Below are 16,157 nucleotides of genomic sequence, written 5' to 3' on the forward strand. Positions count from 1 at the left end.
GACCGACATCGCGATCCCGGTCACGTAGGGTGCCTTTCCGATCGTGGCTGACGTGGTCCTGGAGAAACCCCATCACCACAGGTCACAAGGCACTCTTTCGTTGCCGGAAGAACCATCCACAGGCATCGATCCGGCGGATCCGGGCTCAGCGGTCCAGACCCCAGAGCGTGAAGAACCTGTCGATCTGCGCCTCCAGGCCAACCGACCATACGCGCTCGGGCTTGTGGACACGGAGCGAGACGAGGCCGTGAAGGCCACACCACATGTCCTCCGCGGTGACATCCGGACCCGCCCCGCAGGCGCGCAGCAGCGCGTCGATCCCCGCCAGCAACTCGTCGGCGGCCCCGGTCCGGACGTAATCTGCGCCCAACTGGTCGGCACTTTCGAAACGCAGCTGGTACAGGCCGGGGTGCCGCGTCCCCCAGTCGACGTAGGCATGGGCGTAACGACGTAGCCGCTCCAGCGGCGGTAGTCCCGGATCGTCGGACGCAGTCATCGCGTCGATGAAGACGGAGTCGATACGCATGAGCAGGGCCCGGTTCAGATCACTCTGCGAGGAGAAATACCGGTACACCGCGGTGGCCGACACTCCACACGCGCGGGCCACCGCACGCAGCGACGGAACAGCCGTGGCCAAGCGCGGCGACGCGAGTTCGACGGCGGCGGCCAGGAGTTCGGAGTACAGTCCTCCAGCTTGCACGCGCCATCCTCGTCCTCTGAGTTTCCTGCACGATACCCGCTCCGCCCGAACGGTGGGCCCCGCGCGACCAGGCCAGGGATGGGGCTCGGCCACCCGGCGAATGGTGGGTCGTGGATACGGCCGAAGGCAACGCCAACCACCTGCACCCCCTGCCGGAGTGGGCGGTGACCTAATCTGACCACGGCCGCGGCGAGCAAGGGCATACCGGGGATCGCGCTTACCTCGGCCACCAAGGCCGTGCTCGGATCACTCACTCGCCCAGGGCCAATCGAATAGGGCCCCAAGGCGTACGGCGTCGACACGGTTGCCCCGGGAGGCGTCCGTGCGTCTGCCAACGCTGGGATGCGCGACCAGACGCACGCTTTCGCGGCGACCACCCCGGCCGGGCGGCCTGCCGAGCCGGAAGAGTGCCGCGATTCGCCTTCCTGGCTTCCCCAGCGGCCGCTTTCGCGCACGACTCGCTACCGAAGGGGCGATGTCTGACCACCGTCGACCCTCCGTGTGAGCCGAACCGCAGACCGGGGCGTCCGCGCACGCTCATCTCGATCCGCCGCACGGTCGGATTCGGCACGCAGTTCGGTCCAAGCGGCCAGCAGTCGCTCGCATACGAAGGCCTTCTCCATGGCTGTGCGGGCGTCCAGAGCCGCGCCTCGGATCACGGCTGGACGACACCGTGCCCACCGACATCGACCAGCGCCACGGCACAACCAGTCCCGGACCTTAAGCAGCCAGAGCATCCCGTCCCCTTCAACGCCGCCGTGACATCCCCTCTCACTCTCAGAGCGGGAACGAGGTCGTACTGGTCCCCAACATCTCGGTCACCCTGCATCCAGGACCTTTGTGCCCCCTCGGGCGGAGGCCCCTCCGGCTCCGCCTCGTGCTGCTCTGTCGGCACCGTCGGGTGGAGCGCCACGGGTGGGGCGGTCGCAGGCCGCTGTACGAGGTCGGCAGAACTCGACAAAAGGCGGCTAAGAAGTGTTTACTCCAGGGAAGTTAACAGGTGTCAACCTTACTGGAGGCATCATGCACGTCCCCTCTGCCACCCCTCGTCAGCACGGTGAGGAAGGCGAGGATGGTCGGATCCGTTCACGGCTGACCGTGTCCGATCTCCCCGAGCCGCCGGGTTTGCCCCTGCTGGGCCACTTGCCGGCGCTGGCCCGTGGCGGAACCATGCACCGGACCCTGAACGAATGGCGGGACCGCTTCGGTCCGACCTTCCGGGTACGGCTGGGCCGTAAGGACGCCGTCGTCACCTCGGCACCGGCCATCCTCGATACGGTGCTGCGCGAGCGGCCGGACACCTTCCGCCGCGCCCGCTCGCTGTCCGATCTGATCGCGGAGCTCGGGGCGTCCGGACTCTTCGACTCCGAGGGCGCGGACTGGCAGCGGTTGCGCCGCATGGCGACGCGCGGGCTGAGCTCGGCTCAGCTGCGCGACTCCTACTCCGCGATCGCCCGGTCGACCGGGCGGCTGAGGGAGCGGTGGGAGGCCATGGCGGGTGAACGCGTGCCCGTGCTGGAGGATCTGATGCGCTACACCCTCGACGTGACGGTCGCCCTGACGATGGGACACGACCTGGACGCGGTAAGGCGGGCCGACGAGGACGGGCTGCACCAGCGACTGCCCCTGGTGTTCGACACTCTGACCAAGCGGATGAACAGTCCCGTTCCCTATTGGCGTTGGGTGAGGCTGCCGGCCGACCGCCGCGTGGACGCCGTCGTCGCCGAGGCCGGCGCGCTGATCCGGGAGCTTTACGCCGACTCCCGGCACCGGATGGGCGCCGGGGAGAAGCCGCGCACGTATCTGGACTCACTGGCCAGGGCGAGCCTCGACAACGACGAGCACATCACGGAAGGGGACGTGATCGGCACGATCCTCAACATGATGATCGCCGGTGAGGACACCGCCGCCGCGACCACCGCCTGGGCGATACACCACCTCGCCGGCCACCCGGAGGTGCAGCAGCGGGTGCGGGCCGAGGCCGAGGCAGTCCTGGGCGCCGATGGCTACCCCGCCGAACCGGCCGACCTGGCCCGGCTGCCCTACGCCGCGGCGGTGGTCAACGAGACCATCCGGCTGAACCCGGTCTCGCCGTTCGTGCTGCTGGAGGCCGTGACCGACACCACGGTCAGTGACGGCACGACCGATCTGCACATCGGGCGCGGCACGGTCATCGTGGTCCTGCTGACTCACGGCTCGGACCGTGACCCGCTCAGGTATCCGGACCCCGGACGCTTCGACCCCGAGCGCTGGCTGTCCTCGGCGGCTCGGACGTCTCCGCACGAACAACCGTTCATGCCGTTCGGCGGCGGTCCGCGCTTCTGCCCCGGCCGTAACCTGGCCCTCATGGAGAGCACGCTGGTCGTCGCGATGACATGTCACCGTTTCACTGTGGAGCCCGACACATCCGCCGGACCGGTCGGCGAACGAGTGACCCTGGCTGTGCTCCCCACCCATCTGAACGTGCGGCTGCACCCTGCATCCGCCTCGGACCAGTGATCGCGCACCATCACATTCCCTGACGCCTTCGAGGAGCACGGTCAGACCTGCCCTATGCCGTAGTCCGAGGTTGCCTCGATCACCACCAGCGTCAGCCGCGTGGCGAGCAGGTGATCCCGCGGGGCGAGGACCGAATTCGTTGTCAGCCCCCACGTTGTGGTCTCGGCCGTGGATGAACCCCGCCGCTTTGCACTCGGCGTGGCGGACGCATGCGTTGGCGTCCTTCTTGCTGATGCTGAGGCCCACGCGGTGTTCGTGCAGCACGTCCGCGGTCTTGCTCCCTCCCTGGCGGGCCTCCCGCCACCTCGGCCGGGTATCGCGAACTCCTGCTTTGGGCCCGGTCCTTCGGCGGGCTGCCCCGTGCCGGCGTCGAAGGCACGGGATCCTACGGTGCGGCTCTGACACGCCACTTGCTCTCCCACGGCATCCAGGTCTTCGACGTCAACCGGCCCGACAAGACCGCCCAGCGTCAGCAGGGCACGACCGACACCGTCGATGCTCAGGCGGCCGCGCGGGCTGTCCTCTCCGGGAGAGCCACCACCCACGGCCAAGGCAGGCGACGAGCCGGTGCGGATCGCGCGCATGTACAAGCTGGCAAAGGACCTTGCCAGCAAGTCCGCACCCAGGCCATCAACCTGGCCTCCGGCGGCGATCACCGCGGCCATGACAACGTCCTGGACGCCACACTGATCACGCTCCAATTGCCGGCCGAGCGTCTCCAGCAGTTGACGGCCCAGGGCAACGAGCCGAAGCAACGCCTGGCCACCCTCGTCCAGTCCCACGCTCCGCAGCTGCTGGAGCGGAACGGTGTCGGTCCGGACAGTGCCGTCACCCAACTGCCGCTGAACCTCCGCAAGTGGACGTATGCCTACGGCGCGGTGCATGACCGCGACGTGAACGCGGCACACGACATCCTGGCCGCCGGGCTGGCGGTGGTGTCTGCCTGTGGAGATGACGTAAGACCTAAACGGGAGGCCTCCCGGATGGGGCGGTCGTCGGTGAAGCAGGAACCCCAGCGGACGACCGCTGGAACCCCCCGCCTATAGACGGGGGGAGGAAGTCAAGGATTGAGATAGGGATCTTTTGCCATGCGTTGGTACGACGTGAGAGACAGGGGTGATGAGTTGATCTGCCAGTGGCGTTCCTTGTCTACGTCGAACCACACGAGGGCCTTGATCAGGGGAAACTTGGTCATCAGTGTCGGGATGACGTCGTTGATCCATGCCGCCTTGCTGCCCCCCGTCTCGTCGGAGGCCGTCTCTGCGATGATGATGGGTTTGCCCTTGGCGGCCAGCTTGGCGTAGACGTCGGCGAAAAGATCGTAGAAGGTCTGCCACTGGAAGTCCGGATCGGACGTGCCCCAGTTGTATCCGTCGACGCCGGTCCAGTCGACGTACTGATCGCCGGGGTAATAGGCCAGCGCCGACGGAGCCTCCGGACTGTCGGTGACATTCGGGCACCATGCCCAGACCACGTTCGTCGCGCCTCGCTGCACGAAGATGTCATGAATGTGGCGGTAGGCGGCGATGTACTTCTTCGGGTCGTGTCCGCCCCAGCCTTCCTCCTCGTTCATCTCGGCCGCGAAGTCGAGGAAGAACGGCTTGGCCAGTGCCTTGGCACCGTCCGCGCGCTGCCGGATCGTCGCGTCCAGGTCGCCGTTGACGATGTCGTCGAAGTCGGCGCCGAACGGCTCCCAGTTGACCAGCGGAATGCGCCCGTCGGCGAAGTCCGCGCGGGTGGTCGGGGAACCTGCCCAGTCGTCCAGCCAGCTGTAATAGGTGAGATGCACCGCCGGTTTGCGTCCGATACGGGCGTCCGTCTGGGCGATCGAACCCGCACCGTAGTAGTGACCGAGAAGCGCTCCGTGCGCAGGCACGAGAGGAGTTACTTGAGCCGTCGATGGACTTGGCGTCGAGGCAGGGGCCTGCAGCGGGGTGCGCGTGTCAGGTTCTGGGCCGGCACACGCGCCGGCGAGCGCAGTGACTGTCACGAGCAGTACCAGCGCGGCGGCAGCCCTGGCGAGGCGTCTGATCGGTGCGCTTTGACGCGGTGGCTGGGGGGCGTCGGCACACATACGCCTGGAGTGTCTGTTCACGACTCTACGATGCCGCGGTCTCGATGAGGAGACGATCAAGACGCTGAGACAGTCAGGAAGGAACGCACTCAAAGAGTGTGAGTTCCACGAGTGCTCCCCCTGGGCTGATATGGCGGCGTCGGTGCTTCCGCCGTGCAGTTCGGCAACCCATCGCACGAGGCGAGCCCGATGCCGGTGCCGCCCCGAGCCGCTGGATCCCTCAAGATCGAAAAGACAACAGCTTTTAAAGAAATTCACACATAAAAGTCTCCTAAAAATACAAAAGGAAAAACTGAGCAATATGAGGCATCGGCGCGACCGTACAGGAGACTCGTTCGACGCCAACCGGTCACGGCCGGGACCGGCCGGTCCCGGCGACCGAGCACCTCAAGGGAGTCCCCTCATGGCTGACATCAACGTCGCGCTGCACGTACAGGTCGAGGCCCAGCCCGGCAAGGAGGAAGAGGTCGCCGCCTTACTCCGCGACGGCCTTGCCATCGTGCAGGAGGAGCCCGGCACCGTCGCCTGGTTCGCTGTACGCCTGAGCCCGTCCACCTTCGCCATTTTCGACGCCTTCCCCCACGACGACGCACGCCAGGCACACCTCGCCGGCCGCCTGGGCAGCGCCCTGATGGAACGAGCCGGTGAACTGTTCGCCCAACCTCCTTCCGTTGAGCAACTCGACGTCCTGGCCCACAAACTGCCCTGAAGACCAAACCGCCTTGTCCACGCCCGGCGCGTCGGACTGGTCCCGGCCGGAGCCCGATTCACCGGACCGGCGATCGATTGGGTCGTCATGATCCTCTGTCTCCTTCGCCCCCGCCGCTCCTCGGCCAAGAGCTCGAGTACCTCCTGCTCGTCGGTGCGGTCGAACAGCACCATCGACAGCGCGAACAGGCTGGTCATGCTCGGCGACTGCTCGCGCAGGGTGCGCATCGGTAGTTCGCCTCCCGGGGCCCTGCCAGGCCGCCCGGGGCTGGGAACCCGTTGCGCAGCCACGAATGCTTGGGGCAGTGCCTCGGGGTGAGCCTGCCGTGCGCATCGGAGCACGCGAGGTTCGGCCTGGCAGGCGAAGACGCGCGGGGTCGGAATACACCAGGCTGTAGATACAGCCGCGTACACACAGCAGAAAGAACAAAGGACCTTGCCATGACCATCAAGACGGAGTCCGTGTCCCTGGAGGACGCCCAGCGAGTCGTCGATGCGGGAAAGGCCAAGGCCGACGAGATCGGCTCGCCGAGCAACATCGCCGTCGTCGACGTCGGCGGCAACCTCGTCGCGCACATCCGGATGGACGAGGCTTGGATCGGGAGCGTCGACATCTCCATCAGCAAGGCGTTCACGTCCCGGGCCTTCGACATCAGTACCGCCGACCTGGCCGCCAACGCGGGTCCCGGCGAACAGTTCTTCGGGATCAACGCATCCAACAACGGACGCGTCATGATCTTCGCGGGCGGTGTCCCGCTGCGGCACGGCGGCCGGATCGTCGGCGCCGTGGGCGTCAGCGGCGGCAGCGGTGAGCAGGACCAGACCGTGGCCGAAGCTGCGGCAACGGCCTTCTGACGACTGGCCCGGTCCGCATACACGACGCCTCGTACCGGCACATCACCCTGTCTATATGCTCGCCGCCGCCTTCCTCGCCATCACCGCGCGGGGCCGAACTCGGCAACTTTCAGCGCGGCCTGCTGGCATCCGCCAGCACACCTCCTTCAACCGGCAGCTGTGCGGGCTGATCGACCAGGACAAGACCAAGTGTCCTGAATTGTCTCCCAGGAGCTGTCGCTGGACCCGGCCCCCGCCCTACCAGTACTTCTGCGCCGCGAAAACGGTTTGACCAAGGTCCTCCTCCACCTCGACGGAAGCCGAGCGGCGGCAGCACGGACCCGAACCGGTCCCCCACCCACAACCGGAAGGAACCACGCGCCATGACCAACGAACTGCACGCCAGGAAGGTCGCGATCCTGGCCACGGACGGCGTTGAGCGCGTCGAACTCGAAGAGCCTCTCGGCGCACTGCTGGGCGCTGGAGCGCGGGCCGAGCTCCTCTCCCTCCACACCGGCGAGATCAACGCGCGCCAGATGGACATCGACCCGGCTGGAACCTTCACCGTGGACAAGAAGGTCGCTGACGCCCGCGTGGGTGACTACGATGCGCTCCTGCTGCCCGGCGGCACCATGAACCCCGACCAGCTGCGCACCGACCCCGACGCCGTCGCCTTCGTGAGGGAGTTCGTGGAGACCGGGAAGCCCATTGCCACCATCTGCCACGGACCTTGGATACTGGCGGAGGCTGGCGTGCTGCGCGGTCGCCGCCTCACCTCTTGGCCCAGCATTCGTACGGACCTGCGCAACGCCGGCGCCGAGGTCGTCGACGAGGAGGTTGTGATCGACCGCCAGCTGATCTCCAGCCGCAGCCCGCAGGACCTCCCCGCCTTCTGTAAGGCGATCGTCGAACGCTTCGCCGCCGCAGTGCAACCCGCCTGATCGGGAGAAGTCCCAAGCCACCGAAACGACATCCGGCATTCTCACGGCCGAGTCCGTGGATCAGCAGATCGTCATGGCAAGCAGCAACCGCGCCGTCACCTTTCAGAACCCGAAAGACATGCGCGTTGAGTCTCTGGACTTCCCGAAGCTTCAGATGCCGAACGGGAAGAAGGCCCCGCACGGAGTCATCCTCAGGATCGTCGCCACCAACATCTGCGGGAGCGACCTGCACATCTACCGCGGGTCCTTCCCGGTGCCCCAGGGCATGGTGATGGGGCACGAGATGACCGGGGAGGTCATCGAGCTCGGCTCCGATGTCGAGTTCCTCAGTGAGGGCGACCTCGTCTCCGTCCCGTTCAACGTCGACTGCGGCCGGTGCCGCAATTGCAGGGCGCGGCGGACCGACGTCCGCGAGACCACCAACCCCAAGGCGGCCTGCGGAGCGTACGGCTTCAACCTGGGCGACTGGACCGGCGGCCAGGCCGAGTACCTGTTCGTCCCGTACGCCGACTTCCAGCTCCTGAAGTTCCCGGACAGGGACCAGGCCATGGCGAAGATCCGTGACCTGGCGCTACTCTCGGACATCCTGCCCACCGCGTTCCACGGTCTCATGGAGGTCGGCGCCAAGCCGGGCTCGACGGTGTATCTCGCCGGTGCAGGCCCGGTCGGCCGCTGCGGCGCTGCAGCGGCGCGCCTTCTCGGGGCGTCCTGCATCATCGTGGGCGACCACAACAAGGACCGCCTGGAGCTGATGAAGAGGAACGGCTGCGAGACGATCGACCTGAGCCAGGACGCAGCGCTCACCGACCAGATCGAGGCCATTCTGGGCGAACCCATGGTCGACTGCGCAGTCGACTATGTCGGCACCGAGGCACACGGCATCGGCCGCGAGGCCGAGGACATGGACCCGGCCTACGCCCTCAACCAGGTGATCGACGCCACCCGCGCGGGCGGAGCTACCGGAGTGATCGGCGTCTACGGCCCCGACCCGCTTGCGAAGTCGATGGCAGAGCAAGAGGGAACGTACCCGATCGACTTCGGCAAGGCCTGGATCAAATCGCTGCGGATCGCCGCCGGGCAGGCACCGATCATGCACTACAACCGCGAGCTGATGATGGCGATCCTGTGGGACCGCATGCCCTACTCGAGTGCCATGCTCAACACGAAGGTGATCAGCCTCGACGACGCTCCCGACGCCTACGCGACCTTCACCACGGGAGTGTCCGATAAGTGCATCATCGACCCCCACGGCCTCATTCCCGCCTGAGGCGACGGCGAGCACCCAGTTCACGCTGTTCCAACAGCCCGACCACCGACGGCATCCACGAGCTCCCGGAGAGCGACAGCACGACAGGCCACAACGCCCACGGGATCGTCGACCCTATGCTCGACCAGCGGAAACGCAGTCCTCAAGTCCGGCAAGACAACAGCTACTCAGGCCAGTCCGCCTACCGCCTCGATACCGCGCACCACCGTCAGCAGCAGTGCCGCGAACCGCTCCGGATCCGCAGCGCTGTCATGTCGCCCTGGCACTGGGCGGCGCTGATCTCCGTCCGCTGCTGGGTCAGTAGTGTGGTCATGGTCCCGGCCGACCGTCCGGCGACGAGATCGCTCACAGATGGATGCCGCCTCATCTGTCGCGTATATGACCTTGAGTCTCTACGGTGTGAGGTCACGGGGCCATGCTCCCTGTTAAGTGTTCCGGGGAAGGCGCAATGCGATCGCGAGGCCGATTGCTTCGGCCACGACTCGTTCACGGTGGCCCCTCCGGCCCCACCATCTCGAAGAGAGAACAGGCCTCCGGTGTGACCGGCGCCCAAGTCGCCCTCACCGACATGGGGTTCGCGTGGCCGTGACCGACAACGTGGTGCGCTGCAACGGCATCGTCGCCGAGATCAGGGACCGCACGTTCGCTCCGCGTCGCCGGCCGCTGGCGGATGTGGTCAGGACACCGCCGTGTGCTCACTGAGGAAGGCGAGAACGGTGGAGTCGAAGCGCTCCGGTTCCTCCAGAGACGGCAGGTGACCCGAGTGCTCGAACACCTCCAGACGGGCCGAGGGCAGCAGCCGGGCCATCTGCTCGGCCTCCGCCGGCGGGTTGAGGATGTCGTGGCGTCCGCTGATCAGCAGGGTCGGGATCTCAAGGGTGGCCAGGTCGGCTCGGAAGTCGAACCCGAGGACGGCCTTGTTGGCGGCCTCGATCTGCTCCGGGCTCAGCGCGAGCCCTAGGCCGTACCGGGAGACGTACCAGTCACGCACCTGGTCGCGGACGGACGTCGGTGTCTCCGGCGCGAACAGGCGGGCGCTGAGCCACTGCTGCTGTTGTTCACGGGAGAGTCCCCGTAGCTCGTCGGCGTGTTCGGCGAGCACGCGATCCGTGGAGGACGTGCGGCCGTGGGACGTGGCGACCACCAGGATCAACTCGCTTACGCGCTGCGGTACGGCGAGCGCCAGAGCCTGTGCCACGTAGCTGCCCATCGAGCCGCCCAGCACGGCGGTCCGGGCAAGGCCCAGATCGTCCAGCAGCCCGATCATGTCGTCGACGTGGTCGCGCAGCGAAAAGGCGGCAGGACGTGTGCTGCGCCCGTGGCCGCGCAGGTCGGGCGCAATGACCCGGTGGGAGCGGGCCAGTGCCTCGATCTCACGGCGCTGTGCGGAAGCGTCCACGCCGACGCCGTGGAGCATCAGCAGCGGCGCACCCGAGCCGGCTTCCGTGACATGCAGTTCGATCCCGTTGACGGACCGGACGTATTCAGACAGCTCGGGTGGGGCGGACGGGTCGGCGGCCATGATCGGACCACCTCGCTTTCTGTCGGGCGGATCAGGAGGGGTGTGCGAGGCCGCCGCTCGCCTGCGGGTGTGCCGCTGCAGATGAGGACGGATCGGGAACCGGGCGCCGGGCGGCCGTCGCTCACATGGTGACGACGAGCTTGCCCAGGGTGTGGGTGCGGACCAGGTCGACACATGCCTGCGGGCCCTGGTCGAGGGTGTAGCGGCCGCTGATGGTCACGGGCAGTCGGCCGTCCGCCACGAGTGCGCCGACCTCGCGCATGCCGCCGAACTCGCCGCCCAGGTCGAGCAGGAAGCGAAGCTCCACGTCGTCGCGGCCGAGGATCTCCGGCGCGGGCGGCGGGAAGATGATCGTGATCAGGCGACCGCCGGGCCGAAGCGTCCGGGCGAGTGCAGGCAGCCGGTCCTCGGTCAGCGTCAGGTTCAACGCGACGTCGATGTCCGCGGGGTACTCGCTCGCCGCGTAGCCGATGACCTCGCTTGCACCCAGCTCGCGCAAGACGTCGGCGTCCGCTGGGGTGCCCGTGGCGATCACGCGGGCCCCGGCGGCGGCGAGCAGCGGGAGCACGGCGGTGCCGACGCCGCCGGTCGCGCCGACGACGAGGACGCTCTCGCCCTCCTTCACCTCGGCCGATCCGATCACTGACAGCGCGGTCAGGCCCGCGGTCGCCACGGCGGCGGCGTCCGGCGCGGACAGGCCCGCCGGGCGGTGCGCGATCAGCGGAGTGTCCGCCTCGAAAACCGCGTACTCGGCGAGCGAGCCCGTGCTCAGGGAGGGACGGGACGGGTCGGCCACCGCGCGCATGGCGCGGGGAACGGCCTCGCCGAAGATCTCGTCACCCACCTGGAAGGCGGTGACGCCGGGACCGACCTCGCTCACCGTCCCGGCGAAGTCGTTGCCCGGTATGTGCGGGAACGGCAGGTCCACGGCCGCGCGGTACTCACCGCCGGGAAGCCGAATGTCGGTCGGGTTGAGCGAGGCGGCGGCGATCCGGACCTGGATCTGACCGGGTCCCGGTCGGGGTACCGGCACCTCCTGCACCGTGAACTCCTCGGGCGGTCCGTATGCGTGCGCGACGACGGCCTTCATGGAGAGCGCTCCCTACGTGCTTCTCATATTCGGTAACCGGACCAAGCGGTCCGGTTATGAAAAGACCGTAACCCTAAACGGACCGAGCGGTCAACTTGCTAGTCTCTCCGTGTGACCTCGCCCCGACCGCTGCGCGCGGATGCCGCCAGAAACCGCAAGCTGCTGCTCGCCGCCGCGGCGGACGAGTTCGACGTGCGCGGGCTGGAGGTGTCGGTGGCCGACATCGCCCGCCGGGCCGGCGTCGGCAAAGGCACGGTCTTCCGGCATTTCGCGACCAAGGACGACCTCATCGCCGCGATCGTCCTCGACCGGATCGCCGCACTCACCGAGACGGGTGAAAAACTGCTCAACGCCCCCGATGCGGGAGCCGCGCTGCTGGACTTCCTGTCCGCCGTGGCCCGCGAGATGCAGCACTTCGACCTGGTGTACCTCCAGCGCGCCGCCGAGCTCGACCCTGAGCTGTCCCGGGCCCAGGAGCGGCTGTTCCGGCACGTCCACGTGCTGGTCGAGCGCGCGCGTTCGTACGGCGCGGTACGCGCGGACGTCACCGGAGCGGATGTCGTGGCGCTGATGTGCGCGCCGAAGCACGCGGCGAGTTCCCTGCCGGACGCCCCGCCCGACATCTGGCGGCGCTACCTCGCGATCATCTTCGACGGCCTGCGCCCCGCGGGAGCCCACCCGCTGCCCCAGCCGCCGCCCTCCTCCCCGTGAGGGGGGCGCGGGCGCTCACCCGCGCGCGGACGGTAGCTGTCCGCGGGATTCAGGTGCAGAGACGGGCAACCCTTCGTTCACCGAGCCTTGTCAGAAGCGGGGCTGTTGACGTCGCTGACGACATCGAGGCCGGATTTGCGGTCGAAGTTGCGCTGATGCGTACCGCCCGCTTTTACGGGGCAGGAACCGTGAGACGAGCGCAGTCGCGCGATGGTTGAGGCCCCCGGGGAAGGAGGTCGTCCGTCCGCGCGCGAAGTCGACGAGAGACTTGGCCCGCAATGCGCTCGGGAGTGACGGCCTTCGGGTTCAGCATGGCTGGTGCCGTCGAAAAAGGGCCCGTGTCAACCAGGCCGGGGTGAACGGCCATCACGCTCAGGCCAGCCGGCCTGGAACGGCATCGGCTGGAAGCCCTCGGCCGCCTGCGGGTGGTCAGCCGACGCGGGACGATGCCTTCTGCGCTTGCTCGAGGACCGCTCGCCATGAGGTGACGTCCGGGCGACGGAGTAGCAGTGCTCTGCGTTCGCGCTCGGTCATGCCGCCCCACACCCCGAACTCGATACGGTCGTCGAGGGCTTCGGCCAGGCACTCGGTACGCACTGCACATCCGCCACATACCGCTTTGGCCCGATTCTGTCGGGCACTCTCGGCAAACAGCTCGTCCGGGTTACTGTCCCGGCACGCGGCTTTTTCGATCCAATGAGTGCTGGCCACAGCAGCCTTCTCCTCCACTCTGGTCAAGAACTGTGCAGCATGCCGTGGTTCCCTGGCGTTTCGCCGGGACCAGGCGTTGGTCGGTTGCAGGTACGACTGACCCGCTCGATGAGTTCCTTCCGGCGATCACCGGCACAGTGATGGCGACCTCTCCGACCGGCTGACGAGGCCCTGTCTGATAATTGATCTTGTGGTGGGTCATGGTGAGTTGACGGATGCGGCGTGGGAGCGGACAGCGCCGCTGTTGCCGGGCGTTGACGGGCGGGGTCGTCCGTGGCCTGGCGTGACCTGCCGGAACGATTCAGGCTGTGACAGACGACCTACGAGCGGCTCGCCCGGAGGGAGGCGGACGGCACCTGGACCCGTCTGCTCAAGGAGGTCCAGGTCCGCGACGACTCGGTCGGGGCGGTGGAGTGGACCGTGTCGGTCGACTCTCCACGATCAACCGTGCGCACCAGCACGCCGCCGGTGCCCGCAAAAAGGGGCGGCGTCGGGAACGAACTGGAAGATCCGGAACCCGCGGCGGATCATCAGGCGCTCGGCCGATGCCGCGGCGGGCTGACCACCAAGGTTCACCTCGCCTGCGACGGCCGGGGCCTGCCCCTGGCCGGCCCGGTCACGCCGGGCAACGTGAACGACTCCACCGCAGGTTCTCGTACGCATGAAATCCTCCAGTCTCTGCAGTACCAAAAAGATAGAACGTTCTCTCGTGCAGTGAGCTTGCCCCGGTCTTCCTCCGAAGTCAACATCGAACCCCCTGGCGTCACTTGGCCTGCACCGGGTCAGCCCGGAGTGCGGCCGCGGCGTGACCAGGTGCGGGTGGTCGTGCGCGTGCGGGGCCGCTCCCGCCGCCGCTTATCCGTCGCCGCCCTGGCCTGCTACAAACCCGGCGAGCGCTCCCGGCTGATCTACCGGCCCTGCCCGGACGCCCGACCCGACGGACGCAAGAGCTTCTCCTGGAAGGACTACCGCGACCTGATCCAAACCGCGCACCAGCAGCTCGGCGGCCCGATCGTGCTGATCCGGGACAACTTGAACACCCGCCTGACGGCCGGCATGCGCCGCTACATCGCCGAACGGGACTGGCTCACCGTCTACCAACTCCCGCCCTACGCACCCGACCGCAACCCGGCCGAAGGCATCTGGTCGGCACTGCGGCGCACCACCACGGCCAACCGCGCGTTCACCGACCCGCACGACCTGATCACCGCCGTCCGGTAGGTCTTACGCCAGCTCCAGTACCACCACGACGTTCTCGACGGCTGCCTCACCGGCACCGGACTCGCGCCCGCCCCACCATGACGACATCACCCCTTGAAGGTCAGTAACTCTGGGAAGCTCGTGGAGCAGGCCGTGAGCTGCTGTGACTCCACCCGCACCCGGGCTCCGGCATGAGCTTGAGCCGCCAGCCAGTCGTGGTTGGCGGGCGGCACAGGTCATCGGGGCGGGTGGGTGTGCTCGTTCCGGTTCGGCGCATGGTCCTCGTGTCAGCGGGGGGTTCGCTGGTCGTAGTCGCGCTGGCGTGCCTGGATCTCGGAGGCGTTCGCGACGGTCCAGTCGTAAAGGTGGGCGAAGGGCTCGCGCAGGGATTCACCGAGGGGAGTCAGCGAGTATTCGACGCCGACCGGCGAGGTCGGCAGCACGCGGCGCTCGACCATGCCGTTGCGTTCGAGCCGGCGCAGGGTCTGTGTGAGGACGCGTTGTGTGACGCCGTCGAGGCGGCGCTTGATCTCGTTGAACCGGCGTGGTTCGACCAGGACCGCCATCACCATCATCGACCACTTGTCGGCGATCTGATCGAGGATAGGTCGGCTCGGACAGTCGGCTCGAAATACCACGTCGTGCTCGGCGATGGCCTGGTAGACGGCCTCAGAAGTGGCCATGGCGGTATCCTCCACGATCCCTGGGATGCCTGAAGTGCGTTATTGACGCAGGTCAAAGACGGTTTCACGGTAGGTATGCAACAGGAACCAGAATCCTGTCAGATACCTAGGAGGAACGCCATGGGCCACGACACCTACCAGACCTTGCGGGTCAGCCAGAAGGACGGAGTCGCACACGTCACGATCGACAACCCGCCGATCAATGTCCTTGGCGTCGCGGTCATGACCGACCTGCGGCGCCTGCTCACCGCGCTGGCCGGCGACGACACCGTACGCGTGATCGTGTTCGACAGCGCGGACCCAGACTTCTTCCTCGCTCACGTCGACATGACCGCCACCCCGGACACCCTCGCCGGACTCATGGCCGACCTGCCGGACGGCGTCAACGTCTTCCAGGCCGTCGGAGAGCAGCTACGCCGCCAGCCTCAGGTGACCATCGTCAAGCTCGCCGGCAAGGCGCGTGGCGGCGGAGCCGAGTTCGTCGTGGCCGCGGACATGGCGTTCGCAGCGATCGGCAAGGCCGGGCTCGGCCAGATCGAAGCACTTATGGGCATCGTTCCCGGCGGCGGCGCCACGCAGTACCTCACCGAGCGCGTCGGCCGTAACCGTGCCTTGGAGATCGTGCTCGGCGCCGACCTGATGGACGCTGAGACCGCCGAGCGGTACGGCTGGGTCAACCGAGCCGTCCCCGCCGACCAGCTCGACGAGTTCGTCGACCGCCTCGCCGGTAACATCGCCGCGTTGCCCGACGGCGTCGTCGCGGCAGCCAAGCACGCCATCGTCTCCCGCGATCATTCTGATGGCCTGGCGCGGGAGAATGACGCCTGGGCCGAGCTCGTATTCCGCCCCGCCACAGCACAGCTCATGGGCGCCGGGCTGGCCAACGGCGCCCAGACCCGGGACGGCGAACAGGACCTCGAAGGTCTGTTCCGCAATCTGGCCGGGTAACGGAACCTGCCGCGTCCTCTGCCCCAGCCTGACCAGCACTCTCTCACGCCTTGACCGCGGGCTCTCAGAGCTCGAGCCACACCCGTTGTCCATTGCCTTGGCTTCCGATCTTCGTTTCAGGTGACAGAAAGAGGGCTGAATGAGCACGTGTGACAAGTCGAATGCCTTGTTGGTGACACCCAGATAGCTTCGGCTGTTCCACTTCGCCAGTTCGCTCAGCTCCGCAGGTGACAACTCCTGAGCCTCAGCATAATTCGGCGGGCCGTCGT

14 protein-coding genes and 4 pseudogenes are annotated in these 16,157 nt (G+C 67.4%); 12 read left to right on the top strand and 6 right to left on the bottom strand.

Features of this window, described 5'->3' with window-relative positions:
- Positions 1–145 precede the first annotated feature (145 nt).
- Complete coding sequence (locus tag M2163_RS01390; protein WP_280854914.1) at positions 146–700, bottom strand: TetR/AcrR family transcriptional regulator; 555 nt, start codon at positions 698–700, stop codon at positions 146–148.
- Between the two features lie 80 nt (positions 701–780).
- Here M2163_RS01390 and M2163_RS01395 point away from each other — a divergent pair.
- The 3 genes and pseudogenes from M2163_RS01395 to M2163_RS01405 all read left to right on the top strand — a co-directional run.
- Positions 781–870 (top strand): annotated as a pseudogene (locus M2163_RS01395) (3'(2'),5'-bisphosphate nucleotidase CysQ); the annotation flags it as partial.
- 853 nt (positions 871–1,723) lie between these two features.
- Positions 1,724–3,199, top strand: a complete 1,476-nt coding sequence (locus M2163_RS01400; protein ID WP_280892911.1) for a cytochrome P450 — start codon at positions 1,724–1,726, stop codon at positions 3,197–3,199.
- 833 nt (positions 3,200–4,032) lie between these two features.
- Positions 4,033–4,245 (top strand): annotated as a pseudogene (locus M2163_RS01405) (RNA-guided endonuclease TnpB family protein); the annotation flags it as partial.
- Positions 4,246–4,259: 14 nt separating this feature from the next.
- Here the strand turns inward: M2163_RS01405 and M2163_RS01410 are convergent.
- Entirely contained in the window at positions 4,260–5,075 is an 816-nt protein-coding gene (locus M2163_RS01410; RefSeq protein WP_280892912.1) for a glycosyl hydrolase, read from the bottom strand.
- 601 nt (positions 5,076–5,676) lie between these two features.
- On the opposite strand from M2163_RS01410, the gene M2163_RS01415 reads away from it, so the two are divergent.
- From M2163_RS01415 to M2163_RS01435, 5 genes are all read left to right on the top strand, one after another.
- A complete protein-coding gene (locus M2163_RS01415) occupies positions 5,677–5,982 on the top strand; it encodes an antibiotic biosynthesis monooxygenase (protein WP_280854911.1) in 306 nt (101 codons plus the stop codon).
- Between the two features lie 440 nt (positions 5,983–6,422).
- Positions 6,423–6,836 carry a heme-binding protein gene (locus M2163_RS01420; RefSeq protein ID WP_280854910.1) on the top strand — a complete coding sequence of 138 codons (414 nt, stop codon included), beginning with the start codon at positions 6,423–6,425 and terminating at the stop codon, positions 6,834–6,836.
- A 55-nt stretch (positions 6,837–6,891) separates the two neighbouring features.
- Complete coding sequence (locus M2163_RS01425; protein WP_280854909.1) at positions 6,892–7,107, top strand: hypothetical protein; 216 nt, start codon at positions 6,892–6,894, stop codon at positions 7,105–7,107.
- Between the two features lie 91 nt (positions 7,108–7,198).
- Positions 7,199–7,756, top strand: a complete 558-nt coding sequence (locus M2163_RS01430; RefSeq protein ID WP_280854908.1) for a type 1 glutamine amidotransferase domain-containing protein — start codon at positions 7,199–7,201, stop codon at positions 7,754–7,756.
- Positions 7,757–7,829: 73 nt separating this feature from the next.
- Positions 7,830–9,023 carry an alcohol dehydrogenase catalytic domain-containing protein gene (locus tag M2163_RS01435; RefSeq protein ID WP_280854907.1) on the top strand — a complete coding sequence of 398 codons (1,194 nt, stop codon included), beginning with the start codon at positions 7,830–7,832 and terminating at the stop codon, positions 9,021–9,023.
- 676 nt (positions 9,024–9,699) lie between these two features.
- On the opposite strand, the gene M2163_RS01440 is transcribed toward M2163_RS01435, so the two are convergent.
- Both M2163_RS01440 and M2163_RS01445 read right to left on the bottom strand, forming a co-directional pair.
- Positions 9,700–10,545 (bottom strand): alpha/beta fold hydrolase, encoded by an 846-nt coding sequence (locus M2163_RS01440; RefSeq protein WP_280854906.1) that lies wholly within the window; start codon positions 10,543–10,545, stop codon positions 9,700–9,702.
- 121 nt (positions 10,546–10,666) lie between these two features.
- Positions 10,667–11,635, bottom strand: coding sequence for an NADP-dependent oxidoreductase (locus M2163_RS01445; protein ID WP_280892913.1), 969 nt, complete (start codon positions 11,633–11,635; stop codon positions 10,667–10,669).
- 111 nt (positions 11,636–11,746) lie between these two features.
- Here M2163_RS01445 and M2163_RS01450 point away from each other — a divergent pair, with 111 nt between their 5' ends.
- Positions 11,747–12,346, top strand: a complete 600-nt coding sequence (locus M2163_RS01450) for a TetR/AcrR family transcriptional regulator (RefSeq protein ID WP_280854904.1) — start codon at positions 11,747–11,749, stop codon at positions 12,344–12,346.
- Positions 12,347–12,775: 429 nt separating this feature from the next.
- Here the strand turns inward: M2163_RS01450 and M2163_RS01455 are convergent, their stop codons facing one another.
- On the bottom strand, positions 12,776–13,057 hold the full coding sequence (locus M2163_RS01455) for a WhiB family transcriptional regulator (RefSeq protein WP_280854903.1): 282 nt from the start codon (positions 13,055–13,057) through the stop codon (positions 12,776–12,778).
- A gap of 190 nt (positions 13,058–13,247) precedes the next feature.
- On the opposite strand from M2163_RS01455, the pseudogene M2163_RS01460 reads away from it, so the two are divergent.
- Positions 13,248–13,702: pseudogene (locus M2163_RS01460) on the top strand (IS5/IS1182 family transposase); the annotation flags it as partial.
- Between the two features lie 168 nt (positions 13,703–13,870).
- A pseudogene (locus M2163_RS01465) lies at positions 13,871–14,359 on the top strand (transposase).
- Positions 14,360–14,544: 185 nt separating this feature from the next.
- Here the strand turns inward: M2163_RS01465 and M2163_RS01470 are convergent.
- The gene (locus M2163_RS01470) at positions 14,545–14,940 is read right to left on the bottom strand and encodes a helix-turn-helix domain-containing protein (RefSeq protein ID WP_280854901.1); all 396 of its coding nucleotides are present in this window, start codon (positions 14,938–14,940) and stop codon (positions 14,545–14,547) included.
- A 120-nt stretch (positions 14,941–15,060) separates the two neighbouring features.
- Here M2163_RS01470 and M2163_RS01475 point away from each other — a divergent pair, with 120 nt between their 5' ends.
- Positions 15,061–15,888, top strand: coding sequence for an enoyl-CoA hydratase/isomerase family protein (locus M2163_RS01475; RefSeq protein WP_280854899.1), 828 nt, complete (start codon positions 15,061–15,063; stop codon positions 15,886–15,888).
- The last annotated feature ends 269 nt before the right edge of the window (positions 15,889–16,157 follow it).

Origin of the sequence: Streptomyces sp. SAI-135, from assembly GCF_029893805.1 — a bacterium.
GTDB lineage: Bacteria > Actinomycetota > Actinomycetes > Streptomycetales > Streptomycetaceae > Streptomyces.

Excerpts from the sequence above, each read along its gene's own strand:
- M2163_RS01470 (WP_280854901.1), bottom strand. The coding sequence starts at position 14,940 with ATGGCCACTTCTGAGGCCGTCTACCAGGCCATCGCCGAGCACGACGTG.
- M2163_RS01435 (WP_280854907.1), top strand. The coding sequence starts at position 7,830 with ATGGCAAGCAGCAACCGCGCCGTCACCTTTCAGAACCCGAAAGACATG.
- M2163_RS01440 (WP_280854906.1), bottom strand. The coding sequence starts at position 10,545 with ATGGCCGCCGACCCGTCCGCCCCACCCGAGCTGTCTGAATACGTCCGG.
- M2163_RS01400 (WP_280892911.1), top strand. The coding sequence starts at position 1,724 with ATGCACGTCCCCTCTGCCACCCCTCGTCAGCACGGTGAGGAAGGCGAG.
- M2163_RS01475 (WP_280854899.1), top strand. The coding sequence starts at position 15,061 with ATGGGCCACGACACCTACCAGACCTTGCGGGTCAGCCAGAAGGACGGA.
- M2163_RS01430 (WP_280854908.1), top strand. The coding sequence starts at position 7,199 with ATGACCAACGAACTGCACGCCAGGAAGGTCGCGATCCTGGCCACGGAC.
- M2163_RS01445 (WP_280892913.1), bottom strand. The coding sequence starts at position 11,635 with ATGAAGGCCGTCGTCGCGCACGCATACGGACCGCCCGAGGAGTTCACG.
- M2163_RS01415 (WP_280854911.1), top strand. The coding sequence starts at position 5,677 with ATGGCTGACATCAACGTCGCGCTGCACGTACAGGTCGAGGCCCAGCCC.
- M2163_RS01425 (WP_280854909.1), top strand. The coding sequence starts at position 6,892 with ATGCTCGCCGCCGCCTTCCTCGCCATCACCGCGCGGGGCCGAACTCGG.
- M2163_RS01420 (WP_280854910.1), top strand. The coding sequence starts at position 6,423 with ATGACCATCAAGACGGAGTCCGTGTCCCTGGAGGACGCCCAGCGAGTC.